General features: G+C 61.2%; 25 protein-coding genes. 12 read left to right on the forward strand and 13 right to left on the reverse strand.

Features of this window, described 5'->3' with window-relative positions; translation table 11 throughout:
* Positions 1 to 11: 11 nt before the first annotated feature.
* A complete protein-coding gene (locus tag K5K93_RS14065; protein WP_222388217.1) occupies positions 12 to 380 on the reverse strand; it encodes a hypothetical protein in 369 nt (122 codons plus the stop codon).
* Positions 381 to 564: 184 nt separating this feature from the next.
* Complete coding sequence (locus tag K5K93_RS14070) at positions 565 to 2070, reverse strand: YifB family Mg chelatase-like AAA ATPase (protein ID WP_222388218.1); 1506 nt, start codon at positions 2068 to 2070, stop codon at positions 565 to 567.
* Positions 2071 to 2467: 397 nt separating this feature from the next.
* On the opposite strand from K5K93_RS14070, the gene K5K93_RS14075 reads away from it, so the two are divergent.
* On the forward strand, positions 2468 to 3418 hold the full coding sequence (locus tag K5K93_RS14075) for an Abi family protein (protein ID WP_261311854.1): 951 nt from the start codon (positions 2468 to 2470) through the stop codon (positions 3416 to 3418).
* Positions 3419 to 3828: 410 nt separating this feature from the next.
* Positions 3829 to 4644 (forward strand): hypothetical protein, encoded by an 816-nt coding sequence (locus K5K93_RS14080; protein WP_222388219.1) that lies wholly within the window; start codon positions 3829 to 3831, stop codon positions 4642 to 4644.
* Between the two features lie 292 nt (positions 4645 to 4936).
* Here the strand turns inward: K5K93_RS14080 and K5K93_RS14085 are convergent, their stop codons facing one another.
* Positions 4937 to 5407, reverse strand: a complete 471-nt coding sequence (locus K5K93_RS14085) for a cold-shock protein (protein ID WP_222388220.1) — start codon at positions 5405 to 5407, stop codon at positions 4937 to 4939.
* A gap of 46 nt (positions 5408 to 5453) precedes the next feature.
* On the reverse strand, positions 5454 to 5810 hold the full coding sequence (locus K5K93_RS14090; RefSeq protein ID WP_140228459.1) for a hypothetical protein: 357 nt from the start codon (positions 5808 to 5810) through the stop codon (positions 5454 to 5456).
* 563 nt (positions 5811 to 6373) lie between these two features.
* Here K5K93_RS14090 and K5K93_RS14095 point away from each other — a divergent pair.
* The 5 genes from K5K93_RS14095 to K5K93_RS14115 all read left to right on the forward strand — a co-directional run bounded on the left by K5K93_RS14095 (position 6374) and on the right by K5K93_RS14115 (position 13869).
* Positions 6374 to 6814, forward strand: a complete 441-nt coding sequence (locus K5K93_RS14095) for a hypothetical protein (protein ID WP_222388221.1) — start codon at positions 6374 to 6376, stop codon at positions 6812 to 6814.
* A gap of 483 nt (positions 6815 to 7297) precedes the next feature.
* A complete protein-coding gene (locus tag K5K93_RS14100) occupies positions 7298 to 10813 on the forward strand; it encodes a hypothetical protein (RefSeq protein ID WP_222388222.1) in 3516 nt (1171 codons plus the stop codon).
* The gene (locus tag K5K93_RS14105; RefSeq protein ID WP_222388223.1) at positions 10794 to 11255 is read left to right on the forward strand and encodes a hypothetical protein; all 462 of its coding nucleotides are present in this window, start codon (positions 10794 to 10796) and stop codon (positions 11253 to 11255) included. Before K5K93_RS14100 ends, K5K93_RS14105 begins: the two co-directional genes overlap by 20 nt.
* A 5-nt stretch (positions 11256 to 11260) precedes the next feature.
* Positions 11261 to 12472 carry a response regulator gene (locus K5K93_RS14110; RefSeq protein ID WP_261311973.1) on the forward strand — a complete coding sequence of 404 codons (1212 nt, stop codon included), beginning with the start codon at positions 11261 to 11263 and terminating at the stop codon, positions 12470 to 12472.
* 524 nt (positions 12473 to 12996) lie between these two features.
* Entirely contained in the window at positions 12997 to 13869 is an 873-nt protein-coding gene (locus tag K5K93_RS14115) for a DUF2971 domain-containing protein (RefSeq protein WP_222388225.1), read from the forward strand.
* A gap of 287 nt (positions 13870 to 14156) precedes the next feature.
* Here the strand turns inward: K5K93_RS14115 and arr are convergent, their stop codons facing one another.
* Both arr and K5K93_RS14125 read right to left on the reverse strand, forming a co-directional pair.
* On the reverse strand, positions 14157 to 14591 hold the full coding sequence (arr, locus tag K5K93_RS14120) for an NAD(+)--rifampin ADP-ribosyltransferase (RefSeq protein WP_222388226.1): 435 nt from the start codon (positions 14589 to 14591) through the stop codon (positions 14157 to 14159).
* Between the two features lie 125 nt (positions 14592 to 14716).
* Positions 14717 to 14968: an accessory factor UbiK family protein gene (locus K5K93_RS14125; RefSeq protein ID WP_025874558.1), complete on the reverse strand. Its 252-nt coding sequence runs from the start codon at positions 14966 to 14968 to the stop codon at positions 14717 to 14719.
* Between the two features lie 158 nt (positions 14969 to 15126).
* On the opposite strand from K5K93_RS14125, the gene K5K93_RS14130 reads away from it, so the two are divergent.
* Positions 15127 to 15465, forward strand: coding sequence for a P-II family nitrogen regulator (locus K5K93_RS14130; protein ID WP_079223976.1), 339 nt, complete (start codon positions 15127 to 15129; stop codon positions 15463 to 15465).
* A gap of 93 nt (positions 15466 to 15558) precedes the next feature.
* Here the strand turns inward: K5K93_RS14130 and K5K93_RS14135 are convergent, their stop codons facing one another.
* Positions 15559 to 16218, reverse strand: a complete 660-nt coding sequence (locus K5K93_RS14135) for an RIO1 family regulatory kinase/ATPase (protein WP_051585083.1) — start codon at positions 16216 to 16218, stop codon at positions 15559 to 15561.
* Positions 16219 to 16658: 440 nt separating this feature from the next.
* Between K5K93_RS14135 and K5K93_RS14140 the strand changes: the two genes are divergently transcribed.
* Positions 16659 to 17564 carry an aspartyl/asparaginyl beta-hydroxylase domain-containing protein gene (locus tag K5K93_RS14140; protein WP_049465655.1) on the forward strand — a complete coding sequence of 302 codons (906 nt, stop codon included), beginning with the start codon at positions 16659 to 16661 and terminating at the stop codon, positions 17562 to 17564.
* A gap of 144 nt (positions 17565 to 17708) precedes the next feature.
* On the opposite strand, the gene speE is transcribed toward K5K93_RS14140, so the two are convergent.
* Positions 17709 to 18560, reverse strand: a complete 852-nt coding sequence (speE, locus tag K5K93_RS14145) for a polyamine aminopropyltransferase (RefSeq protein ID WP_025874562.1) — start codon at positions 18558 to 18560, stop codon at positions 17709 to 17711.
* A 179-nt stretch (positions 18561 to 18739) separates the two neighbouring features.
* Here speE and speA point away from each other — a divergent pair, with 179 nt between their 5' ends.
* Complete coding sequence (gene speA / locus K5K93_RS14150; RefSeq protein WP_080149658.1) at positions 18740 to 20629, forward strand: arginine decarboxylase; 1890 nt, start codon at positions 18740 to 18742, stop codon at positions 20627 to 20629.
* 43 nt (positions 20630 to 20672) lie between these two features.
* Positions 20673 to 20993 (forward strand): DUF6122 family protein, encoded by a 321-nt coding sequence (locus K5K93_RS14155; RefSeq protein ID WP_033832425.1) that lies wholly within the window; start codon positions 20673 to 20675, stop codon positions 20991 to 20993.
* Between the two features lie 60 nt (positions 20994 to 21053).
* Here the strand turns inward: K5K93_RS14155 and K5K93_RS14160 are convergent, their stop codons facing one another.
* The 3 genes from K5K93_RS14160 to K5K93_RS14170 are packed head-to-tail and all read right to left on the reverse strand — an operon-like array spanning position 21054 to position 23319.
* Positions 21054 to 22373: a sensor histidine kinase gene (locus K5K93_RS14160; RefSeq protein WP_222388227.1), complete on the reverse strand. Its 1320-nt coding sequence runs from the start codon at positions 22371 to 22373 to the stop codon at positions 21054 to 21056.
* Positions 22370 to 23029: a response regulator transcription factor gene (locus K5K93_RS14165; protein WP_025874566.1), complete on the reverse strand. Its 660-nt coding sequence runs from the start codon at positions 23027 to 23029 to the stop codon at positions 22370 to 22372. The genes K5K93_RS14160 and K5K93_RS14165 overlap by 4 nt, the downstream gene beginning before the upstream one ends.
* Positions 23029 to 23319, reverse strand: coding sequence for a PepSY domain-containing protein (locus K5K93_RS14170; RefSeq protein ID WP_025874567.1), 291 nt, complete (start codon positions 23317 to 23319; stop codon positions 23029 to 23031). Before K5K93_RS14170 ends, K5K93_RS14165 begins: the two co-directional genes overlap by 1 nt.
* 156 nt (positions 23320 to 23475) lie before the next feature.
* Here K5K93_RS14170 and K5K93_RS14175 point away from each other — a divergent pair, with 156 nt between their 5' ends.
* Complete coding sequence (locus tag K5K93_RS14175; protein ID WP_222388228.1) at positions 23476 to 23910, forward strand: PepSY domain-containing protein; 435 nt, start codon at positions 23476 to 23478, stop codon at positions 23908 to 23910.
* A gap of 151 nt (positions 23911 to 24061) precedes the next feature.
* Here the strand turns inward: K5K93_RS14175 and K5K93_RS14180 are convergent, their stop codons facing one another.
* Together K5K93_RS14180 and K5K93_RS14185 are read right to left on the reverse strand one after the other, a co-directional pair.
* Complete coding sequence (locus K5K93_RS14180) at positions 24062 to 24553, reverse strand: hypothetical protein (RefSeq protein ID WP_025874569.1); 492 nt, start codon at positions 24551 to 24553, stop codon at positions 24062 to 24064.
* Positions 24554 to 24678: 125 nt separating this feature from the next.
* Positions 24679 to 25887 (reverse strand): FAD-dependent oxidoreductase, encoded by a 1209-nt coding sequence (locus K5K93_RS14185; protein ID WP_222388229.1) that lies wholly within the window; start codon positions 25885 to 25887, stop codon positions 24679 to 24681.
* Positions 25888 to 25893: the final 6 nt, after the last annotated feature.

Raw genomic sequence — 25893 nt, forward strand, 5'->3', positions numbered from 1 at the left:
GACAGGCACCGCTAGGGACTGGGTCCTGCATGGTCGCACGCGTCGCCCACGGCGGGGAGGGGGCCAGTGCCCTCCAGTACCGACGGCAGGATCATGTGCGACGTCAATGATCGCCAGAACAGCGACTCGTCATAGCTGTCAAAGCCGGTCCGGACCAGAATCGGCGACGGCAGACCCTGCGCGCGCAGGCGCAGGCGGATGCTGGCGACTTCCTCGCCCAGCCCCATGCCGAACAGCACCAGTTGCACCTTCGCATCGCGCAGCACGAACGATTCCTGCAGGCGCGTGCCGAGGCCGGCCGCAAGGAACGTTCCCACCAGGTCGTAGTTGCGCCATTCCAGCACCGACAGGCCGCTGTCCACGCTGTAGATCGATTCCATGCGGATCAGGCCGCGCCGTCCTATCGTCCGTGATATCCGCTGACGGGCGGCCTCCTGCCCGCCCATGATGAGCATCCTGAGCAAAGCCGCGTCTCCTTGTGTATGGGCTCGCGGAAATGGTCAGGGCGCAGGTGGCATGGCAGATATCAGATGAATCTGATTCCTTCGTGCATGCAGTAGCGTGCTAGGTGCCCGGCTTGCCCCGGTCCAGCTGCCGATAGCCGATGGCCTCGGCCAGGTGCGCAGTCTGGATGATCTCGCTTTCGGCAAGATCGGCAATGGTGCGTGCCACGCGTAGGATGCGATGCATCGCCCGCGCCGACAGCTGCAGGCGCTCGATGGCTTGTTCCAGCAGGTCCTGGTCGGCTTCGCTCAAGCGCGTGCACGCGCGCAGGGCAGCAGGCGGCAGGTGCGCGTTGAGGCCGCCACGCGACTGTTGCCGCGCATGTGCCGCTTCCACCCGCGAGCGTACGCTGGCGCTGGGCTCGCCCAAGGGTGTGCTCTCGCGCAGCTCCACCGCATCCATGCGGTTCACGTTGATGTGCAGGTCGATGCGGTCCAGCAACGGGCCCGATACCCGTGCGCGGTAGCGGGTGATGCGCTCCTCGCTGCACAGGCAACGGTTGCTGCGGTCGCCGGCCCAGCCACAGGGGCACGGGTTCATCGCCGCCACCAGTTGGAAGCGTGCCGGGTAGACCACGCTGCGCGCTGCGCGGGAGATGCGGATGTGGCCCGACTCCAGTGGCTCGCGCAGGGTTTCCAGCGCACTGCGGTTCCACTCCGGCAGTTCATCCAGGAACAGCACGCCGTGGTGCGCCAGCGAGATCTCGCCGGGGCAGGGCGGATTGCCGCCCCCCACCAAAGCCGCCGCGCTGGCACTGTGGTGCGGCGCCCGGAACGGCCGCTGCCGCCAACGCTTCGGGTCCAGCCCTTCGCCGCTGACCGAGGTAATGGCCGCCAACTGCAGGGCATCGATCTCTTCGGAATCCGGCAGCAGGCTGGGCAGGCGCGAGGCGAGCAGCGTCTTGCCGCAGCCGGGGCTGCCGATCAGCAACAGATGGTGACCACCGGCCGCGGCAACCTCCAACGCGCGGCGCGCGAGCGCCTGCCCGCGCACATCGGCCAGATCCGGCAGCGGCAGCGGTGTGGTGTCCACCCGTTCCACCTGCGGCAACAGGCGCGGATTGCCCAGACCGGCACAGCATTCCAGCAGGGTACGCGCCACCCGCACATCGGCGTGCTGGGCGAGGGCGGCTTCAGCGGCGTTGCCTGGCGGCACGATCAGGATTCGCCCCGCTTCGGCGGCGGCAATGGCGGCGGGCAGCGCGCCGGACACAGGGCGCAGCTCGCCGGTCAGGCCCAGCTCGCCGAGGAACTCGTACTGCAGCAGCGACTGCGGATCGACCTGGCCACTGGCAGCGAGGATGCCCAAGGCAATCGCCAGGTCATAGCGACCGCCCTCCTTGGGCAGGTCGGCGGGCGCCAAGTTCAAGGTGATGCGCCGCTGTGGGAAATCGAAGCGCGCACAGAGCAGGGCGGCACGTACGCGCTCGCGTGACTCGCGCACGCTGGTCTCGGCCAAGCCGACAATCTGGGTAACCGGCAGTCCACCGGAGAGATGCACTTCGATCCGCACCAGCGGGGCGTCGACGCCGGCGCGGGCACGGCTGTGGACCAGCGCCAGGCTCATGTGTGGATTCCTGCGGAGGGGCGCTTGATGGTGAGGCGGCGCGCTGCGGGTAGCCATCGGGGATTGCTGGAGAAGCGACTCGGGAGATTCCGACAGATAGTTGGAGCGTGCTGCTTCCTCTGCCGTACGCATCCTTGCAATTGAGTGACGGAAATCGACCGGCGTGAAGTGGACCCGCGCGGGCGTAATAACCGGTGTCGCTCTTTCCTGCGTGTTTTTGACACTACGTGATCTGTACCCAAGAGCCTGCTCGGCTCGACCGGCTTTCTCTCAAATTGCTTTGCGAACAGGCGTTTAGGTCCAGCCAAAACGACACCTGATTACTTGCAGGTAAGCGACTAGGGCGCTAAAATAGCCCCAACACACCCGCCACGCCTCTGACGCGCTAGTTCGCGACATGCTCAAATTGGCGGGTTTTTTTTGCCTGCAGATTGGTGTCAGGATGACGCATTACCGCAAGCCGCCGCTGTCAATTCAGGCGCAGCTAGATCAACTCCAGCAGCGCGGGCTTGCCATCGGCGATGCCGCTAACGCCAACCGCTATCTGCAGCGAGTCGGCTACTACCGCCTCATGGGCTATCTGCATACCCAGCGCCTACCCGGTAGTGATCACTTCCAGGACAAAGCGACCTTCGAGGAGGCGGTTAGTCTCTATGAGTTCGATAGGGGGCTCCGAGACCTTGTGATGGAAGCGGTCGGCCATATCGAGATAGCAACGCGGACCGTGCTTACGTATCACTTTGCACATGCTCATGGCGCCTTCGGTCACCTTGAGCCGCGCAACCTGACCTTCACTGTGCAGCACCATGCGGAGTGGCTTGCCGGCGTCGAGAGTGAAGTGATGCGCTCCAAGGAGACGTTCATTCGACACTACAGGAACAAGTACACCTCACCCGCGTTCCCCAAGGTGCCCATCTGGATGGCGACGGAGGTAATGTCGTTGGGCTCGCTTTCTCGCTTTTACAAGGCACTGCACAACAGAGAACAGAAGGCTGTTGCTGGGGAGATGCAGATGGCAGCGCCGGTCCTCGCGAATTGGCTGCATATCACCAGTGTGGCGCGGAACGTTGTCGCACACCACGGCAGGTTGTGGAACAAAGAGCTCGGTGTTTCGGCGATACGTCCACGGTCCACGGGTTGGTCTGAGCGTGAAGCACCGTATGCACCGAATCGCTCTTTCTTCCTATTGCTCGTGCTTCGCAAACTTCTGGAAGGCACCACCGCTGATTCCCAAAGTTGGCGCAGACGTGTCGATGCTCATCTTTCGGCCGGCCTCACGAGCGAGGTCCGAATGAAGAGCCTTGGGGCTGCGGACGGATGGCAGGAACACCGTCTTTGGCGGGAATGAGTCCCAGTTGGGGCTCAAAACAAGCACCGTTGCCCATAAGGTACCGCCGCACTGAAGCGCCCAAACCGCGCCTCAACCCACGATGGCCCTGCTATCGGGGGTGGGTCAAGCTCAGTTCGGAGCCGTGCCGCACAATACGCTGCGCACGGTGATAGCTGGAACAGGGCAGAAGAGCCACCATCTCATTGAGAAGAGACTTTCCGAAGTGGTGGGGGCCGAAGCAGGCTCAGATGTTCTCCGTCGCAGTTGCGGAAGCCGAGAATCAACTGTTTACGCTGCGCAGCGGAGAGGTTTCCCATATGGAACAACGGCAGGTAGTTGAGTTCTGATCGAATTAGAAACAAGCTGCGCGAAATTCGTGCTAATTATCCAGCCATCCTTATGGGGCGGATCTTGAGGCCCATTTATTCATGAAGGTAAATTATCGTTTTACATTTAAATGGACGGCCAAGCGTGCTCTGGAGCTCGAGCAGATCGGCGTCGCTGTCGATCCGCCATCTGACTTCAATGGGGAGTGCATCATTGGTGTCGTCCACTCGGCGGAAGGGGCTCCAGAATGGGCTGGTGTTTCTTCGCTGATCAGGGAATGGGGCGGATCTTCCCTTGTAACGACGGATTTTTCTGCCGCTGAGATTGCCGCTGCGGATTATTGCGAACTGCTGGTTACTCATGCAAATGGGTATCCTCAGCCAGAGGATGATTTTGGCTTCCTGGCGCAGAGTTATGACACTTCGAAATACTGTGATGAGTGCGGAGCTTGGGCTGTCCAAATTGCGCCTTTTCGTGTGCGGAAGTCATTGAAGTGGGGGCGTAACGCCTTCCTCAAACTGTTCTGGGTTGAAGATGCGATTTTCATGCATAGGGAGGTATGGCAAGCGCACCTTGCTCCACTCTGCATTGAGACGTGGCCGGTTGAGGACACACAGGGGAATGTTCTTGATCACATCGTGCAGCTACGCGCTGACACGAGCGTGGCGTTGCAGATTGAGGAGGACTTGGGGGTTCGTTGTCCGAAATGCGGGCGCGTTCGCTACATGGGCCCAGAGCGAGGATTCCTCCCGGCGCCAGTTGGGGCTCCAGATCTTCCCATCTTCCGAAGCGAGCAGTTCTTTGGGGCAGGCCACCAGTCCTCCAATGCCATTCTCATCAGGCGGGATGTCGTCGCGGCGATTCAGGCGGCCAAGCTAAGGGGAGCTAAGCTATGGCCCTGTGCTGCGCCAGAATAGGCTTCGGGCTGACGTCCCCCAAGATTGAGCAGCGGAATTCGACCGTATCAAGCGGAGCAGCGCTGTGGACAGACCCGCCGTCGTTTGGCCAGCCTGTCTCTCACGCGTCCTGACACCCGCCCGAAAGCTCGTTGATTGGCGGGTGTTTCTTGCCCGCTGGCTGGTGCCACGATGGAGCATTACCGCGAGTGGCCGCTGTCAATTCAGGCACAGCTGGATCTGCTCCATCAACGGCGCGAGTGAGTTCCAAGACCGGCCGTAGTTGGCTCGATGATTGTTGGCGACGTGGGGCTCAAAACACACAACGCTGCTCATCAGGCACCGACCTGTCGAAGCGCCCAAACAGCGCTTCGATCCACGATGTTCCTGCACTCTCCACCAGCAACGCGCCCTGGCTCTGGTGGTAGTCCAACCATCGCCCGAAACTGAGGCGCAGGCGCTCGATATCCGGTGCCCGCGTAAGTGCATCGGCGGGCACCCGGATCAGCACGCGTGAGGGGGCGTTCTCCACGTCCATCACCAGGACGCCCTTGCAGCGGATCTCGAAGGACGTCACCCCGGCATAGCGCGTGTGCAGTTCAAAGCCCTCATCTGCTTTGGCGGTCACGAACCCGAGTGCATCACTGTGCAGCAGCCGGTAGTCGACTGGCTGCAGCTTCTGGTAGGCCCACACCTGATCGCCCGCTGGCTCCGGCCACCCCGCCCATACCGCGCCGATCACCACGATGCACACCGCCGCCGCGGCAAGCCCACGCTTCTTCATTCATCACCCCGCACAAAAACAGAACGTCACGCCCACAAGTGCGCCCTCAGTCCTGTGGCCGCACCCGCTCGTGGATGAAGGCCGTGAGTGCGATGTCGGCCATTACCAGTCCCTCCATCACCCGGTCGCCCACGTACTGGTCGGGCTCGCCGTTCTGGCGCGTGCGTTCGGCCGCCAGCAGGATCTCCTGCACGATGCGCTGGCCCGTCAGCGCGCAGTCGGCGTCGGACAACTGCATCTGCCGGCTGCGCAGGTGGTGACGCTCGGGCCAGGGTTGGCCGTCGGCTGCAGCACCAGCGCCGATGCTGTGCAGGATGGCGATGAGGCTGTTGGGGTCCAGCGCAGGGGCGGGCGAGGGCGCTTCCTGGATGGGGCGCGGGGGAGGGGAGTGCGGCTTGGTCATGGCAGGCTCCGTGCAAGCAGGCAGAAGCCGCCACCGATAAGGGTGGCGGACGATGCGTGGCTCGAAAACCGGTTGCTGTTGTAAGGCCGGCGGGTACAAGACCCCCACGCACCGCCCGCCATAGCCGGCAGACGGATTGCCAGCCGGCACCACGCGTGGTGGTGCCGGCTGACAAGCGTAAACAACAACAGCAATCGGGTTTTCGACGCCCGGCCACCCCTTTTCGGTGGCCCTACCAGAGTTGCCTGATGTTGTTTGGAATGCCAAGGGGTTGGGGCCAAAGCCGCCAAAGCCTGAGACGTTTTTGGCATTGTCGCATAGCGTGTAAAGTGGCGAGAGCGTTGTGTTACGGGAAGACTGGCACTTCTGGAACGGAGTCGTCAGAACCTTCCGCCAAAGACGCAGGGTGCGGCAAATGCGACAGCATTCGACGAGCGGTCCTTCATGGCACTGGCAATAGAGCACGTGTTGCGAGCTTCACTTCCTGGCGATGTGCAAGTCACGGCTTCACCCATGCTATCCACGTTTGTTATAGGTGGAATTCCCAAGCTGTGATTGCACGCATGACTCTGACGGACTTACTGGCTTCTGCCGCCTACCGCGACTATCTATTCGCCTTGGACGCGTACCTGAAGAAGCAGCCCTTCAAGCATGAGGCACCGATCGAGCCGGTCATTGTCCGTGTACAGGAATGGTGGATGCGGCACGCCAATATCAAGGCAGATGCACTTCTTCAGTTGATCAGTGCCGAGCGAGTTCAGACCTTCAGCTACATAGCGCAGAAATTGGCCGCCTATTCGGAGGCGGACGGAGGGCCAGACAACCTTGTCAATCTGCCCGCAACGCTCCACATGCCTATCGGCCACCTGATTGAGTATCTCCTGCTTCGCGACGATGTGGCTGGAATGAAGAGCTACTTGAAAAAGACCCGGGTTCCGGATGCCATTGCTTATGTCAGCGAAGTCGCGGAGATGTTCCGTTCCACGCGAGTCGCCAACGAGTAGGACACCCGCGCCCGCCCAGCTCGCGTTAGCACGATCCCTCGCGCTGCAGCTGTCAACTGCGATACCAGCCGCCGCAATCGAATCGAGATCAGAGATGCACAAGTTCATTGCAGAGCTATGTACGCGGACTCGCAAGTCAAACGGCGAGATTGTGCAGGACGCAGGCGATCAGAATGACAAAAGCTGAGCAGCTACTTAGCGGCAAACTGGCTGGCATGTGGGGGCTCATGCCTAGATGCAAACGCCCTTCGTAGAGACGAGTCTAGAGGCATCTCAAGCCAACAATGCTACGCCACCTGGTCTGATAGCGATCGCCCTGCAGTGGCTACATCGGCCTGGCTACCGATGCTGGCTAGACACACGTGCCGCCTCTTTCCAACAGACTCTATACCGCTATAGAGTAGGCTAAGGGGGCTAAGTGCGATGGATTCGAGTTTTCTGCCGGTCCACTTGCGCGCAGCTAAATTCAAGGCAAGGAAGATCATGGCTCGTAAAGGCAAGCGGAAACACTCACTGCATCGTTCAATTGGCGCAGTGCTTAAGGGGGGGGACTTTGCGAGAGAGTCGCTCTTTCTTTTAAAGGTCAACAGCGCCGCGGCAGAGCTATTTGAGCGATTTCCCAAGCTTATAAAGGAGCCGCGCCGCTTGCTTCCAGTGCACGGCGCACCATTTCCACGGACATACAAGGATATGTTTGAGGTGCAGGCTGCTGGTGCACCCGCTGGTCCAGTTAATGAGGTAATTTGGGCAATCTGCAGATGTGTGCTGCACAGCGCCGAAATAAACCAGTACGTCACGGACAGGGTTAACTTTGAATCTCTTTTGCTCCTATCCAAGTTCGACAGCGCGGCGGCGATACTAGTGGAGCACGAGCAGAGATTCGGAGTGTCTCTTTGGCTCGCGCAAGCTTGGTTAACACTCGGCGACAACGCTCCCCTTGCCGAACGGCAGCGGGTTCAAGAGCAATTTGACTCGACGGCTCCGAAGTCAATTTCGGCATTTCTTATCCATTACCTGTCTCGTAGGGCAGAGAGTCGAGGAACAAAGAGATTTCTCAAGGATGAGGTGCTCGCTAAGCTAAATGACGTATCAGACGTCTTTAGGAAGTACGCGGCGAGTAGAGTGAGTGATGTATCTACGGCGAATCCCAGCGAACTATCGGCGTATTTGTTCTTTGAAGCCCAGGCAAGCGTCATAGACCACTATGAGGCGCTCATCGCAACCCTGCAAGATATGGCTGGAACAGATCGACTGCCAGCATCTGTCTCGTCGGCTCTCGAAACGCCGTTCGCTCTGCTTCATCGTCGAATCAAGGATCGTAGGGTCGAGCCCCTGGCCCTCGCATTCGGCTGTGTGGTTAAGATTGACGTCGATGCCAGAGCAAAATTCCGAGCGGAGATCTTTGACTCCTACTTCCAGAGTCGAAACGAAGACGTCTTGCGAAACGGGACAATATTCCTGACTCAGTACGACGCAACTGACGCGGCAATGCTAACGCTAGTCGCACGTGCAGCGGTCAGATCAAATCGTGAGGTGTGTGGACTTTCGGCGGCACAGGCAGCTCTCTGCGCAAGCCTCATAAGCGTCCTCAGGCTAGACGAACACTCTTACGGCGAGGCGACGTCCATCCTTTCGACCGCAGATATTCACTATGGACACTCCTGGGCGCTCTACCTTCGCGGAGTTGTTCTCTCCAGCCTTCAGCAGGAGTCTGCGCTACCAGTGGTGGATCAGATAAGAGGAATTGTTGTCTACGATCCGTGGCTATCGCCACTAACTCTGGCCTGTGCAAAACCTCTTTCTCTACGGTCCGCGGTCGCTGCCCAAATTGAATCCGGAATATACGTTAATACTTTGGCCGCAGTGAGCCTGCTCTACTTCGGTACAGATGGTGGATCTGCGGCTGCGCACATTTCTAATAGAAGGCGCTTGTCATACTTGGCGCATAATATAATGCGGACTGGTCGCTCATTAGAGGCGATCGAGAAGCTAGCCGCTCTAATGCAGGGTGCTCCAGCGGATGCGCGCTATAGAATAACTACTGCCTTGGCGATGGCTAAGGCGATCTCCGGGAATGTGCAAGAAGCAATCGAGCTTCTAGTGGATGCGCATATTTTGAACCCGGAAGTTCCGACCTCATTGCCGCTTGATCTTGTTGTAAGTGGCTTGAAAGACGCGGAGGACTGGCCCACCACAATTGACGTCCCACTTAGCTTCGAGCTCTTCAATGCCTTCTCCTCCGATGCAAGACTAGCAGAGTTAAGGTTCTCATTCGAGAGGTTTCAAGAGCACAAGAATATTAATGGTCCGGCAGACGTCGTAGATTTTCTGGGTCCGGCGAATAGGGCTAGAGCAGTGCTCTATCTCGATCGCGTATGGACGCCGGAAGTGATGAGGCAAACTCTTCTCTATAACGGTACAGAGGACATCGTCGAGGCGCGTATAAACGTATGTAGGCAGCTTGCATCCATCGACCCTAACAATGCGACAAGATACCTCGATGAAATTCGCGATAGAGTGAAACAGCAGGAAATCTCTAAGGGAACTTCTCTCTTGGAGCAGAGTAAGGTGTACGTCGATATAGCTGCGATAAAAAGAAGTTTGAAGTCCAAGATCGGGGGGCAATACTCTCGATACAAAGCCAACGCTGGGGCGATAAGTGATTCATCACACGCTGTTGTTGAGCGAATCGCAGATGCTCTCATGGACATTCCAATGACTGAGAGCATTTCAATAAGTAGGGCGCTCTCCAGTGTGCACCTTGTCGACGAAGCTGAAACGGAGACTGATAATCAATTCGATTCAATCTTCACCGAGGTGACTCATGAGTTCTTGCGAGGAGATCACGGGCTAAATGCGTACCTGAGCACTCGCGTCAGACATGGTGTGCTCGCTAATACGCTCAGGAAACCTCTGGCGGACGACCGTTTGATAAGCACCCGAAATCCGACCGGCCAGGGCTATAAGCGGAATAAGCACTGGGATGATAAGTTCGAGTCCTACGATTCGGTGGCGAGAGACCTGATTGCCGAAGCTTTGGCAATATTCTCATCGGAGTTCGACCGCATTTTGCATGAGCTGCGAGACGAACGATTGCAGATAGCCATCTCTCACGGCGTAAAAGATGTGAGGCAAGATCATAAGGCTGCTTTCATATACAGGTCTTCCAATCTTGAAAGGCGATTTATGCAACGCTATGCGATCCGGTCAAGATCCATGGACGAGTTTATTGATGTTTGCATTGACAATCTGTGGGAAAAAACTGACGAGAACCTTCTCATGGTTAGGGAGCTTCTTGATGGCACAATTAAGCCGGCTTTCAATCATGCATTTGAGCAGCTCACGGATAGCATTCACGGCTTGCCTTATAGTCAGCCCGTTGGCGATTTAAGGAACGCGATAGCGCGCGCTCGGACTCAGCTCAGGATGAAACTCGATGAGGTCTCACTCTGGTTCCACCGAAGCCAAGTATATGACCGACAGGACTATCAGCCGAACCTTCCGGTCGACATCGCACAGAACATGATCGCAAAGACGGCTTCGGAATCCTCTCAAGTGCCCCGAGTTCACGTCGGCTCATACGAGGGTGGGGTTAGGCTTCCGGGTCGCACGTTGGACGGGATGGTCGACGCATTCTACGTCGTACTTTCTAATGCCGTTGAGCACTCGGGTCTTGATGGTGAGGCACTGAACGTAAACGTGACGTTCGAAATAAGCCAAACCAGGTACTCCGCTCGAATCGTTAGCTCGCTAGCAGGCAGTGTTCCTAGTCCGGTGCAGCGCGAGAACGTAGCCTCAATTAGAGATAGTCTCAGCAAGAGCGAGTCACTAAGGCTTGCGCAGGTCGAAGGAGGAAGTGGATTGCGTAAACTCTGGCGATCTATCAACTCTCCGTTCTATGAGGATCCGCGGTTGGATTTTGGTTTCTCCGACGACGATCGCTTCTATGTGGAAATTTCTTACAACATTCAGGCTCAGGATGAAAATTCTCCTAATTGAAGATGACGCAGATAAGTCTGTCGAAATTAGAGATTTTGTAGTTGGGCTCAGTCAAAACATACAAGTTGACGAGGCTCGATCATTCAATTCCGCGCTCAAAGCCATATGCAACCGAAACGTGGCATACGACGTCGTTCTTCTGGATATGAGCATGCCGAACTTTGACGTGGGCGCCGGTGAACCGTCTGGAGGGGCCCAGGAGAACTTTGCCGGCCGGGACCTTCTGATGCAGATGAAAATGCGACAAAGGATGATGCCGACGATCATAGTCACGATGTTCGATGGGTTCGGTGAGGGGCAGAGTCGAGTATCTATTGAAGATCTCGCATCAGAAATGGCGCAGTCTTTCCCGACCTTCTATTTAGGTCACGTCTACTACAGTCAGACTGAGGACGCTTGGAAGACCAACTTGACTAAACTACTGGAAGGGATAATAAATTGATTGGCGTGCGAATTATTCTTGTCGACGATCAGGTGGACAAGGCTTCATCGATCGTGTCTCCGCTGAAGGCGCGTCACGGCAATGCAGTCGAAATTGTACATGTGAGCAATGCGGTGGATGCTCGTAAGCGCATGAGGGAGCATCGCTTCGACATAGCGCTGATTGATGTGAATCTCCCGGAAAGCTTGGGCGATCCCCCAAGTCCTGATTCTGGGTTCGATCTTCTTGATATGTTAAAGGTTGACAACAAAGTCACCCTGCCAGACGAAATAGTGTTCGTTACGGCGCAGGAGGAATTGCAGCATGAGGCTGTCGCGAAGGCGACCTCGCGAGGCGCTTCTCTTCACTTCCATACAGCAGAAGGCAATGGCTGGATAGACATTCTCGTAGGACGTGTTGGCTACATTATTGACAGAGGTAAACGGCATCGAACCCCCGTTGTCGACGTAGCTATTATTACTGCACTCAGTACGCCAGAACTCGACGCGGTGTTGAAGTTGAATTTTGGCTGGGTGCAACATATGGTTCCCGGCGATCCGACGCACTACTATTTGGGCAAAACAAAGGCTGGTTCTCGAGAATTAAACTTGGTCGCGGCTTGTGCCCCCCGAAAAGGTATGCCGATGTCTGCGGCACTGTCTGCGAAGGTCGCGCAAATATTCAAGCCGAAGGTCTTGGCGATGGTTGGTATCTGTGCGGGAGTACGCGGGAAGGTAAATTTGGGTGACATCATCGTGGCGGATCCGACGTGGGACTGGGGAAGCGGAAAGCATGTGCAAGGGACAGATCCCCTGCCCGTATTTAGGGCGGCACCATATCAAAGCGCGTTAAGAGGTGATGTCGCAGCCATCGTTCAAGCCGAGTGCAGGGATGCGAGGCTCTGTGCGGCCGTTTCCGCAGAATGGAATGGCTTGGTTCCTGCAGGGCGGCTCGCGTTGCACATTGGCCCGATGGCCTCCGGTGCGTCAGTGCTAGCGCATGATGGTGCCATCGCTCCAATCGCAGAGGGGCATCGTGAAGTAATAGGCGTGGAGATGGAGGCGTATGCAGTGATGGCTGCGGCAGAGCTATGTAGTGCAACGCCGCTCGTCATCAAGTCCGTCTGCGACTTCGCTGACTCTGAAAAATCAGATGGCTGGCAAGCGTACGCAGCATTTACGAGCGCAACGTTCTTGGCGGAGCTGCTTCCTAAGCTTGCTGCTGCAGATATCTGCTAGTCATCGAAAGCGGCTGCCCCTCTGCTTCAGCAACAGGCCTCTACAATAGGCTACGCCTTGTTGGTGGTCAGGCGCTCCATCTGGTGGGCTGCTGTCGCAGCCCTCCTGAGTGTGGGCACATTCTCCCGATGCCGGTGGCCAATCCGCTTTGCATCGGTCGAGCGCTTATCTCCAAGCTGGATTGAGCGTGGCGATCTTACGCTGACTGGTGTTGCGCGGGGATCTCTACTCATGAGTCGACCCTCGCACAAGGGCTGATATCTCAGTGCGCGGCTTTCAAACAATGGACTCATGGGGCTGAGTAAAAAATCGGCCGCTTCTTCGCCAGTGTGCAGCGGTTGCTGTCCTTCAATTCTGTGAGCCAGGCCATGGTTGCGAACAAGATCGCGCGCCTTTTCCTCAGTGAGAGAAGGGGGCGGGAATTTCTTGCCGAAGGTGGGCTCTAGGTGCGTATAATTTAATTTATCCATTGACATTTGACAAATAGAAATCGCGGAGCCGTGTTCATGTGAATAGTGTTGCCGTTGGAATTTCTGGATGGCTTTTTTGGTGTTGTTAAATGGAAGAAAATTGGTGTGAATAATTTATATAAATACTTACCTCCAGATCGTGTAAGCTACCTCAAGGATGGGCTTTTAAGGTTCACTCAGCCGGATGATTTGAATGACCCGTTCGAGCTTCTTCCTACGATAACTAGAAGCCAGTTTTTGATAGTTCGTGAGACGTTGCTTCGTGAGGAATTGGAAAGGGCCCTACCTGTGGCAGGGGGGCGTAATGAGAGGCGGCTGGAGCGGAAGAGAAGAGAGAAAGTCTACGCGGCTTCAATGAGGCGAACGGAACTTGATTTTAGTGATTTTGTCGGCTTCTTCTTTAATGGCGCAAAGGCCAAGATAAATTCGAGTATCGGGATATTGTCGTTGTCCCGTCGCTGGAATAGCTCGCTGATGTGGTCCCATTACACCAATTCTCATGCTGGATTCTGCGTGGGTTTTAATCGCGACCACGATTTCTTCAAAACCAAGGGGGAGGTGGGCGATCCAGAACGATCTTTGCATGAAGTTGAATACTCAAAGCAGCGGGTCGCTGTGTCGCACGTTAGGGGGCAGCCAATTGATTTAAAGGTGATTTGGACAAAATCACAAGACTGGGAGTATGAGCAAGAGGAGCGCGTTGTGGCTCTTCTTTCTGGCGCGGACAAGCGGATAAGTATGAGCCCGTACGATGTGTGTTTATTTAACGTACCTCATGAAGCTATCTCGGAGCTGGTTCTGGGACTGCGCGCGCAGGCTGCGCTTGTTGAGGAGGCTACCGACCTTGGCAAGCGCCTCGGCGTGCAAGTTTTCCAGTCAACTTTGTCGGAAAATTCATTTGACGTTACTCGGAAAAGGCTTGCTTAGATTCAAGTTGACTTTGTTTTCGCAGGCGATTGTTGCATTTTGATAGAATTTATCAAAAATAACGATTTGGTCTGCATCGATAGATGGTGGCGGATTGAAACGATTGGGCTGAAGTTGATTCGGGTGCACGATTTTGTGACTGGCACATCACGTCATTCAGCGAACCGATCGACGCCGGGACGCGACAGATGAAAGGCGAGATTCTAGGCGGGCGCCATTGTAAATTGGGGCGTCCTCGGACATGCCGAATGGAATACGCTCGCCTGCTGCGCCCGCATTTCGATCCATCAGTTAATAATTTCTCCACTTCCCGAAGCAACAAGCGCCCTCAACTGCCGAACGAACTCCGCATCGTAGGCCTCCCACTCCGTAATCTCCCCAACAACCCGCAACGGCTCCACACTCCGATACGACCGCGTCGGATTCCCGGGAAACTTCTTGTTGGTCACATTAGGATCGTCCTCAAACGGCCCGGTCGGCTCCACCAAATACACACGCGGTCGCCCCTCACCCCGGGCCATCTCCGCAGCCAGCCCGGCGCCCTTGGCAATCGTGGTGAAGTAGATGTGGTTCATCACCACGCTGTGGCGATAGTTGGAGCGGAAGCCCGCGCTCAGCAGCTCGCCCACCGCGAGGTCAGCGCGGGTGCCGTGATAGAACGGCCCGGCAACCTGGTCGCAGGTGTCATGCGAAACGGGTGTCCATTCGGTGTCCTGCGCCATCGGCACTGCCCCTGACTGTCCTGCCGGATCGACAGGCCGGCGAGTCTAGGGCGCCGGGCGGGCCTTGCGGCAAGGCCCCTTCAGGGAAATAATCTGTAAGTGGGAGGCGCAGCGCGCCTCCTTTTTCATTCTGCCTTGCCGCGGCCTTCCAGCTCGCGCACCGCCGTTTCCAGCGCATCCAGCTTCTCGCGGGTCTTCAGCAGTACCGCACGCTGCACTTCAAACTCTTCGCGGGTCACCAGGTCCAGCTTGGCCAGCCCCGCCTGCAGCGCGCTCTTGAAGGTGGCCTGCAGTTCCTCGCGCGATTCGCGCAGGCCCGGCGGCACCAGGTCGCTGAGGCGACGGGCCAGGTCATCGATTTGGTTCAGGTCGATCATGGGGTGCTCCGTGGGGTGGTGGGCCTGCGCATCCGGCGCGGCCACGGCTGTTCGGCGCTAAGGATACTGCCGGCCCCGGGCCGCCGGACAGGCGCGGCGGGTTTCGCACCGGCCGCGTTCAGGCGCTATCCTCCACGCCGGAATACAGGAGATAGACGATGAAGATGGTCATGGCGGTGATCAAGCCGTTCAAGCTCGACGACGTGCGCGAAGCGCTGGCCGAGCGCGGGGTTACCGGGATCACGGTGACGGAAGTGAAGGGCTTCGGTCGCCAGAAGGGCCATACCGAGCTGTACCGCGGCGCCGAGTACGTGGTCGACTTCCTGCCGAAGGTGAAGCTGGAAGTGGCGGTGACCGACGATCAGGTGGAGCTGGTGGTGGAAGCCATCGTGAAGGCGGCGGGCACCGGCAAGATCGGCGACGGCAAGGTGTTCGTGTACGACCTGGGCAGTGTGGTGCGTATTCGTACCGGTGAGCTGGACGCGGACGCGTTGTAAGCCGCTGAAGGGATGTGACCGGCGGGGTTTTGCGTCGCCGGAACGAAGAGCGGTCGAGCAAGCTCGACCCCTACCGGTGAAGCGGGGCGGTGGCTACCGGCGCTTGGCCCACTTGTAGAACCGCTTCCAGCCTTGGCGCACAGCCGCCACCCAACCGGGGTCGGCCACCAGCGCCGCCTGCGCAGGGCTCGGCGCCTGCCCGGTCACGCGCTGGCGCATCTTCAGCAGGTTCTTCATGTCGCTGCGGCTCAGCTGCCGGCTCAGCGGGTTGCGGCGCAGCCAGCGCGGTACGCGCCAGGCCGAGGTGAAATCCAGCAGTACCGGCACGCCGGCGCTGACCACCACGTTGGTGCCATGCAGGTCGTTGTGGGTGATGCCGGCGGCATGCAGGCGGCTCAGCGCGTGCTGCAGCTGTTCGAACACTTCATTGCCCACGGCCTGCGCGGTGCTCAACGTCTGGCCGGGGATGAATTCCATGCCCAGTGCGAGGCCACCAAGGGTGCCGAGCAGGGCCGGGGCGTGCTTCCAACCGCCCAGCCGCTCCAGCATGCGTGCCTCGCGGCGCACCATCAGCCGGGCGATCGGCGACACCGGGGTGCCACGGTAGCGGGAGTAGTCCTTCACCACCGCCGGACGGCCGTCCAGGCAGGTGCGGTAGACATCGGGGGCGAGGAAGCGCTCGCCGCGCTTGAGCAGCAGCGGCGCCACGGCGTCATCGCCGCAGGACGGGGAGGGAGTGATGGAAGGGATCATGGGGGTCTCGGGCGACCCGGTGGGCGGCGCTGAAGCGTCAAGCGAACCGGTACGACGGGGGGAACTGGCTAAACTTTCGTTAAGTCAATTTTAGTACCGGCAAGTTCGCTATTCCACGATTTGTCGGAGAAATGTCGGCGCCGTGGCTGGAACAGTTCGTCGCGCTTTTTCGGACAATTCTGTCTCACTTTTCGAAAAGCAATTTGATTTCAATAGCTTGCAAATGCGGACGACAGCGCTCGCGGCGCAGCGCTGCGGCCCACGCACGCCTGGCTTGACCCCGGCGCACGGCCTGCCGACCATAAGCTGTTACACGCGACATCGACGGCCGCACCCACTCGGCACGTCCCCGTCTCCTGCCGCGTTCCCCCACTGATGCCGGCCCTGCGGCCGCATCGCCCTGTTTCCCTGTCCGGCGCGTGCTGGAGGAAAGTGCTTTGATCATCAAAATCGTACTTGCGGCGCTGTTCGTGTCCTGCGTGCTGTACATCCACTTCCGTGGCAAGGTCCGTGCGCGCTGGTCGCGCCAGCTGCTGGACCACTCCAGCTTCATGGCCCCGATCAACGTGGTCATGTACATGTTCTCCAAGGTGCCGACCACGCCGTTCCTGGACCCGGGCAAGGAATTTCCGCAGCTGGAGCCGTTGCGGCAGAACTGGCAGATGATCCGCGACGAGGCATTGGCGCTGCGCGATGCGCAGGCGATCGCTGCCTCCAGCACGTTCAATGATGCCGGCTTCAATTCGTTCTTCCGCCGCGGCTGGAAGCGCTTCTACCTGAAGTGGTACGGCCCCTCGCACCCGTCGGCCAAGGCGATGTGCCCCAAGACCACCGCGCTGCTGGAATCGCTGCCGGACGTGCGCGCGGCGATGTTCGCGCAGCTGCCCTCGGGCAGCGAGCTGCGCCCGCATCGCGACCCGTTCGCCGGTTCGCTGCGCCTGCACCTGGGCCTGGCCACGCCCAACAACGATGCCTGCTACATCGAAGTGGACGGCATCAAGAAGAGCTGGCGCGACGGTGAGTGGATGATGTTCGACGAGACCTACATCCACCATGCGCACAACGAGACGCCCGATGACCGGGTGATCCTGTTCTGCGATATCGCCCGCCCGCTGCGCTTCGGCCTGCCGGGCCTGTTCAACCGCCTGGTGGCGTCCACGCTGCTGGCCGGTGGCGCCTCGCCGAACCTGCCGGGCGACCCGACCGGTGGCGTCAACAAGGCCTTCGGCAGCGTGTACAAGGTGCGGCTGAAGGCCAAGGCGCTGCGCGAGCGCAGCGTGGTGGCCTATCAGGTAATCAAGTGGGGCCTGGTGGTGGCGGTGATCGCCGGTATCTGGGCGCTGTGAGCGGACCGCCGCCGGGCATGGCCCGGCGCTACCGGAAAACGAAAAAACCCGCGCTGTCGCCAGCGCGGGTTTTTGCTTTGGTAGGTGCCAACCTTGGTTGGCACATCCCAATCCCGGTGGGTGCCGACCGTTGGTCGGCACGCCTTACTTCAACGCCGCCTTCACGAACGGCGGGGTCACCAGCACGCCGGTGTGCAGCGCGGCGGTGTAGTACAGGGTATCGAAGGTCTTGGCGGCCGAATCGGCCTGGCGGAAGTCGAAGCTGCTGTCGCCCTTGCGCGCCAGGGTCACGCTCCACCAGCCGGTGGGGTAGCACGGCTGCGGGAACGGCAGGGTCTTGAACGAGCCGAAGCCGGCCTTGCCCATCTCGGTACGCATTTCGTTGATCAGCTCCAGCTGCATCAGCGGCGACTCGGACTGCTGCACCAGGATGCCGTCGTCCTTCAGGGCCTTGAAGCAGCTCTCGTAGAACGCCTTGTTGAACAGGCCTTCACCCGGGCCGACCGGATCGGTCGAATCGACGATCACCACGTCCACACTGCCGGCCGGGCAGTTGGCCATGTAGGCCACGCCGTCGTCGAACATCAGCTCGGCGCGCGGGTCGTCGTTGGAATCGCACAGTTCCGGGAAGTGCTTGCGCGCCATCACCGTCACCTGCTCGTCGATGTCGCACTGGGTCACGCTCTCCACGCCCTTGTGCTTGAGCACTTCGCGCAGGGTGCCGCAGTCGCCGCCGCCGATGATCACCACGCGCTTGGGCGCAGCGTGGGTGAACAGCACCGGGTGGCTGATCATCTCGTGGTAGAAGAAGTTGTCCTTGCTGGTCAGCATGATGGCCCCATCGATGGTCATCAGGTTGCCCCAGTCGGTGGTCTGGAAGATCTCGATCTTCTGGAACGGCGACTGCACTTCGTCCAGCTTGCCGGTGATGCGGTAGCCGATGGCCGAGCCGGTGCGCTCGAAGTGTTCGATGTACCAGTTGCTGTTGTCAGTCATGGGAAAGCATTCCTGTTCGGAGGGGATGGAGCCGGGCTGAAGGCGGGGTGCCACGCATCCGGACGGATCGGCCCGTTCAGGTTCAGACCTGCCACGGGCGCGGGCGCGCATGATAACGAACCTGTGGGCATATAGGCGTTATCATGCCCCCCCTTTTATTTGCCACAAGGCCGACTGCAATGACCGATTGGTCCCTCGACCAAGCCCGCAAGACCTACTCGATCCCGCACTGGGCGGATGGCTATTTCGACGTGGATCAGGCCGGGCACATGGTGGTGAGACCGACCGGGGCGGATGGCCCGGTGGTGTCGCTGCCCAAGGTGGTCGATGCCGCGCGCGCGGCCGGTGCCAAGCTGCCGCTGCTGGTGCGCTTCCCGGACATCCTCGGCCAGCGCCTGGGCAAGCTGCAGGCGGCGTTCGCCCAGGCCCAGCAGGATTGGGACTACCCGGGCGGCTACACCGCCGTGTACCCGATCAAGGTGAACCAGCACCGCGGCGTGGCCGGCACCCTGGCCAGCCACCACGGTGAGGGCTTCGGCCTGGAAGCGGGCAGCAAGCCGGAACTGATGGCCGTGCTGGCGCTGTCGCGCCCGGGTGGCCTGATCGTCTGCAACGGCTACAAGGACCGCGAGTACATCCGCCTGGCCCTGATCGGCCGCAAGCTGGGCCTGCAGACCTTCATCGTCATCGAGAAGCCGTCCGAGCTGAAGCTGGTGCTGGAAGAATCCAAGGCGCTGGACGTGAAGCCGGGTCTGGGCGTGCGCATGCGCCTGGCCTCGCTGGGCGCCGGCAAGTGGCAGAACAGCGGTGGCGACAAGGCCAAGTTCGGGCTGTCGCCGCGCCAGCTGCTGGACCTGTGGAAGTCGCTGCGCGATACCGAATACGCCGACTGCCTGAGCCTGCTGCACTTCCACATGGGCTCGCAGATCTCCAACGTGCGCGACATCGCCAACGGCATGCGCGAAGCCACCCGCTACTTCGTCGAGCTGTCACAGCTGGGTGCGAAGATCACCCACGTCGACGTGGGCGGTGGCCTGGGCGTGGACTACGAAGGCACCCGTTCGCGCAGCTTCTGCTCGATCAACTACGGCCTCAATTCGTACGCCAGCAACATCGTGCAGCCGCTGGCCAATGCCTGCGAAGAACACGGCCTGACCCCGCCGCGCATCGTCACCGAGTGCGGCCGCGCGATGACCGCGCACCACGCGGTGCTGATCGCCAACGTGTCTGAAGTGGAACAGGCGCAGGAAGGCCGCGTGCCGGACCAGCACGATGACGAGCCGGCTTCGATCCGCCACCTGCGCGAGATCCACGAAGAACTGGACGTGCGTCCGGCGGTGGAACTGTTCCAGGAAGCACAGCACTTCCACGCCGAAGGCCTGTCCAGCTATGCGCTGGGCCAGATCGACCTGCCGCAGCGTGCGCGCATCGACGATCTGTTCTATGCCATCGCCCATGGCGTGCGTGCGCGCCTGAGCTACGACGAGAAGAGCCATCGCCCGGCGCTGGATGAACTGAACGAGCGCCTGGTCGACAAGTACTTCGTCAACTTCAGCGTGTTCGAATCGATTCCCGATGCGTGGGCGATCGACCAGGTGTTCCCGATCGTGCCGATCGAGCGCTTGAACGAGATGCCGGATCGCCGCGGCATCATCGCCGACATGACCTGCGATTCCGATGGCATGGTCAAGACCTACGTCGAGAACGAAAGCCTGGACAGCTCGCTGCCGCTGCACGCGATCAAGCACGGCGAGAGCTACCGCATCGGTTTCTTCATGGTCGGTGCCTACCAGGAAATCCTCGGCGACATCCACAACCTGTTCGGCGACACCGACGCGGTGGAAGTGCTGGCCGATGCCGATGGCTACGCCATCACCCAGCAGCGCCGCGGCGATACCACCGACGTGATGCTGGACTATGTGGGCTACAAGCTGGATGACCTGCGTGCGGCCTACGCCGAGCGCGTGGCATCGGCGGACCTGTCGCCGGAACGCGCGCAGGAGCTGTCCGAAGCGCTGGAAGCGGGCCTGACCGGTTACACCTACCTGTCCGATGAACCGTTGATCTGAGGGTGACGGGAACGCCGGGCATGGCCCGGCGCTACCGGTGCTGATGAGCGCCCGCGCGATCTTCCATCTGTTCCTGCATGCCGCCGTGCCAGCCCTGCTGGCATGGCTGTTCTGGCGCAAGCGCTTCGCCTCGGCGTGGCTGTTGCTGCTGTTGGGCTGGATCATCGACCTGGACCATCTGCTGGCCGATCCGATCTACGCCCCGAACCGCTGCAGCATCGGCTTCCACCCGCTGCATACCGCACCGGCGATTGCCGTGTATGCCGGGCTGTGCGTGCCGAAGAAAACGCGACTGGTGGGCATCGGTTTGATGATCCACATCGTGCTCGATGCCATCGACTGCTGGTGGATGCATCACCGTTGATGCTCCGGGTGGCGCATGATCCGGTAGCGCCGGGCCATGCCCGGCGAGCGCAGCGGCGCGTCACCCCATCGGCAACCACAACGTGGCGCGCAATCCCGGTTGTGCATTCTCCAGCGCCAGCCGTCCACCATAACTGGCGGCGATATCACCGACGATGGCCAGGCCCAGGCCGCTGCTGTTTTCGCGCTCATCCAGCCGCACGCCACGCTGGGTCACCTGCGCCAGCGCCTCGGCTGCCAGCCCCGGACCGTCGTCGCGCACATCAATGCGCAACTGTTCGTCGTCCACGCGCGCAGTGACTGTCACCTCCCGCTGTGCCCACTTGCCGGCGTTGTCGAGCAGGTTGCCAAGCATCTCTTCCAGGTCGGCGCTGGCGCCGGCGAACTGCAGGTCGTCGGCAATGCCCTCGGCCTGGAACTGCAGCGCACGGTCGCCATGCACGCGCGCCATCAACCCGCACAGCGCCTGCGCCACCGTGGCTACCGGCGTACGCTCGCGATGGTCGGCGGTCAGCCCGGCGGCAAGGTAGCGATCGACGCTGGCCTGCATGCGTGCGCCCTGTTCGCGCAGCGTCGTGCGCCACACGCGGCCCTCGCCATCGGCTTCGGCGGCGAGCACGCTCAGCGGTGTTTTCAGCGCATGCGCCAGATCCTGTGCGCTGGTGCGGGCGCGGCCTACCATCCGTTGCTGGTGGTCGAGCAGGGTATTGAGCTCCTCGCCGAGCGGTGCGATTTCAGCGCCCAATCCGGCCGTATCGATGCGCTGTGCATCGCCGCGGCGCACGCGTTCCAGCTGCGCACCGAGACGCTGCAGGGGCCGCAGGCCGAAATGTACCTGGCTGGCCAGTACCGCCAGCCACGCCGCCACCAGCACGGCCAACGCCATTGCGCTGCGCTGGCGGAATGCGGCGACGTCCGCATCCAGTGCACTGCGGTCGGTGGCGACCACGGCGACATAGGGTTGGTTGGCGCGGGGCAGGCGCACCGGCTGCACGCGCGCGCGCAGCGATTGCTGCAGCGGGCCCGGCAGATTGCGTTCGGCCGGGCCAGTGGCGGCCACTGGCAGCGTTTGGTCCCACAACGAACGTGACTGCAGCAGCACCTTGCCGCTGCCATCGGCGATCTGCCAGTACGCGCCGGAGAACACGCGCTGGAAGCGCGCATCGTTGGGTTCCTGGCGCAGCTGCAGCTGGCCATCGGCATCGATCTCGGCCTGCGCCAGCAGGGTCAGCATGTCCTGCTGCAGTTCGTTGTCCAGGCGGTCGCGCGCGCTGCGCTTGAACAGTTCGCCCAGCAGCGCACTGGCCAGTGCCGAGACCAGCAGCAGGCCGATGCCACCGGCCAACAGCAGCCGGCGTCGCAATGACGGCTGCCGGCTCACGGCGCGGCCAACCGCCAGCCCTGGCCGCGTACGGTCTGGATCAGGTCGGTGCCGAGCTTGCGGCGCACCCGCCCCAGCAGTACGTCCAGCGCATTCGAATCCGGGTCATGACCGCCATCGAACACATGTTCGCCCAGGCGGTCGCGGCCGATCACCTGGCCGCTGTGGTGGATGAAGTAGCTCAGCAGGCGGAATTCCTGCGGGCTCAGCGCCAACGCCTGCCCATCCAGGTCGAAGCGCCCGGCATTGACGTCCAGCTGCAGCGGACCGCACTGCAACCGTGGACTGGCATGGCCGTGGCTGCGGCGGATCAACGCGCGCAGGCGCAGCACCAGTTCGTCGGCCTGGAAGGGTTTGGTCAGGTAGTCGTCGGCGCCGGCGTCGAAGCCGGCCAGCTTGTCATGCCAGCGCCCGCGCGCGGTCAGCACCAGCACCGGAAAGTCGCGGCCGTTGCCGCGCCAGCGTTCGATCACGCTCAGGCCGTCCAGCCCGGGCAGGCCCAGATCGACGATGGCGGCCTGCAGGTCTTCCACCTGGCCGATCTCCTCGGCCTGGCGACCATCGGCCACCACCTCGACCACGTAACCGGCCTGTTCCAGCAGCGGCTGCAGGCGCTCGGCCAATGCGGCATCGTCTTCGGCCAACAGGATGCGCATCAGTCGTCCAGCTCCGTCTTCAACAGCCTGCCGTTGCGCGCATCATAGTCCAGCTCCACCACCACGCCGTCGGCGCGCAGGATCTCCACTTCGTACACGCCATCGTCCAGTTCCACTTCCAGCAGCTGGCCGGGGTGGCGCTTGAGTGCATCGCGCACCACGCCTTCCAGCGGCACGTAGCGGCCCTGCTGCACCGCGCGGCGCGCGACCTGCTGCGCCGGGTCCTGGGCAGGGCCGGCGGCGGTCGGGGCGCTGGCCAGGGCCAGCAGCAGGGACAGGGAGGGCAGGATCGGCACGTGAGTGGCTGGGAACATGGGAACAAGTGACAGGCGCGAGTGTGCCGCGGCCGACTAACGGTTGGCTAACAGCGCCGGCTAAGCCGCTGTTAACCACGCCGTGCATCGTGGCGTTGCCGGGATGGTCCGGCACCGAACAGGAGAACCCCCATGTTGAAGTCGCTCACCCTCGCCACCGTTGTCGCCCTGGCCGTGGCCCCCGCCGTACAGGCCGCGCCGCTGGGCATGGCCCAGGTCGAACAGACGCTGCGCAAGGCCGGCTACACCCAGATCCATGAGATCGAGCGTGATGATGGCTTGTGGGAAGCCGATGTCAGCCGTGCCGATGGTCGCTTCAGCGAGGTGTATGTGGACCCGAAGACCGGCGAGATCTTCGACGAGCACGATGGGCGTGCGCGGCTGAGCACCGAGCAGGTGCTGGCCAAGGCGCAGTCGCAGGGCCTGCGCGAGATCCATTCGCTGGAACGCGATGGTGCGACGTGGTCGCTGGAAGCGCGCAATGCCCGCAACCAGAAGGTGGAAGTGCGCCTGAGCGGTCATGACGGCCGCATCCTGCACAGCGAGCGCGATGGCTGGCTGGATTGACGCCTGCTTCGGGATGGGGCGTGTCGCTGGTAGCGCCGGGCCATGCCCGGCGAGCGCAGCGGACGCATCAGGCCGCCGGGCATGGCCCGGCGCTACCTTCCGCTGTTACCAGTAGAGGCCGACCTTGGTCGGCCCAGGCCCGACGCGGGGGTTACCAGCCGTAAGGCGGCGGATAATCCCAATAGCCCGGGCCACCCCCGTAATACCCACCACCGCCGTACGGCCCGAAGAAGCCCGGGCCCTTGCCTTCGCTCACGTGGATGTTGACGTTGACCCCGCGGGTCTTGCCTTCATCGTTGGTGTAGTTCTTGCTGAGATTCAGCGTGGCGGCGTTGTAGTGGGTATTGCCGTAATTCTTGGCATAGCCGATGCCGGTGGTGAAGCTGCCGGAGACCTTGACCTTGTCGTCCTGCACGTCGGCGATCCTGCCGTCGCCGTGCACGCGCGGGCCGGTCTTGTCGCCGTAGAACGTGCCGGGCGGATCCTGTTGCAGCGTCGGATCGTTGAGATAGCGCATCGGCGTCTGCGGCACGGACAGGTCCAGGCCGGACGCCTGCGGCGCGGTGGCGCCGGCGGCGGACTGAGCCAACGCGGTCCCGGGCAGGGCGGCCAGGCACAGCAGCAGGGTCAGGGGGCGGATCATGACGGCACTCCAGCGCAGAGGGGCCGCGCAGCACGCGGCGGTACAGGCCGACGCTAGCAGGCGTTGCTTGAATGATGCCTGTCGGCGCCCGCTTGCGGTAGAGCCAGGCCATGCCTGGCTTCACGCTACAACCGCCCGAACCCGAACAGGTCCTGCAACGGGTGCCGGCGCCGCTCGATCCGCGCCCGCAGCAGCCCGGCGCCGATCATCGAATAGGTGATGCCGTTGCCACCGTAGGCCATGGCCAACTGTACCCGCGGTCCCCATTGCGCATGCGGCCCGAAGAACGGCAGGCCGTCAGCGGTCTCGGCAAAGGTGCCCGCCCATGAAAACGCCGGGGTCGGCTGCAGGTGCGGGAACCATTGCAGCAGCTGCTTCATCAGTTTGCGGGCCTTGCTGTCCACCCGGCCATCGCGGCGGGCGGGAATATCGATGGCATCGTCCAGCCCGCCCACCAACAGCCTGCGGTCGCCAGTGGCACGCAGGTACAGGTAGGGGCGCGCGCTCTCCCAGACCATCGTGCGCTGCAGCCAGCCCAGTTCATCGGCGTTGATCGGGTCGGTGATGAACGCATAGCTGCTGCGGTTGCGGGCCACGCGCGGGTCCAGCCACTGCTGGTTGGCATAGCCCATCGCCAGCACCACGTGGCGGGCGCGGATCTGCATGCCGGATTCGGTACGCGCGGTTACGCCGCGCGCGGTGGGGGTGAGGGCATGCAGCACGGTGCGGTCATGCACAGTGCCGCCGCGCCGCTGCAACCGCCGCAGCAGCCCGTAAGTGAAGCAGTAGGGATCAACCCGTGCGGCCTGGCGGGTCAGCAGGGCGCCTCCGGCATCGACGCTGAAACGTTCCTGCAGCGCATCCCGGTCCAGCCAGCGCGCATCCAGGCCGATACCACGGCGCGCCTCGCCTTCGGCCATCAGCCGCGGTACGTCACGGCGACGGCTGGCCAGGTACAGGCTGTCCATCTGCTTGAAGTCGACGTCCTTCAGGCCGCGCGCGACCTCGCCCAATGCAGGGATCGCGTCCGCACAGGCCTGGTAGGCCAGCGCCGCAGCGTCCTGGCCATACTGCGAGGCCAGCTCCAGCAGATGGGTATCGATCTCGTACTGCAGCAACGCGGTACTGGCTGCGGTGCTGCCCCAGCCGATGTCACGCTGCTCGATCAGCGCAACGGCGTGGCCATGGGCCGACAGCTCATCGGCGATCAGCGCGCCGGTGATGCCACCACCGACCACCAGCACATCGCACTGCAGATCCTGTTCCAGCGGCGGAAAGGCCTGGATCAGGCCGTTGCGCACCGCCCACCACGGGTAACCACTCTTCAGGTCCATGCGAGG

This window comes from Stenotrophomonas sp. DR822 (assembly GCF_019793815.1).
Classification (GTDB): Bacteria; Pseudomonadota; Gammaproteobacteria; order Xanthomonadales; family Xanthomonadaceae; genus Stenotrophomonas; species Stenotrophomonas indicatrix.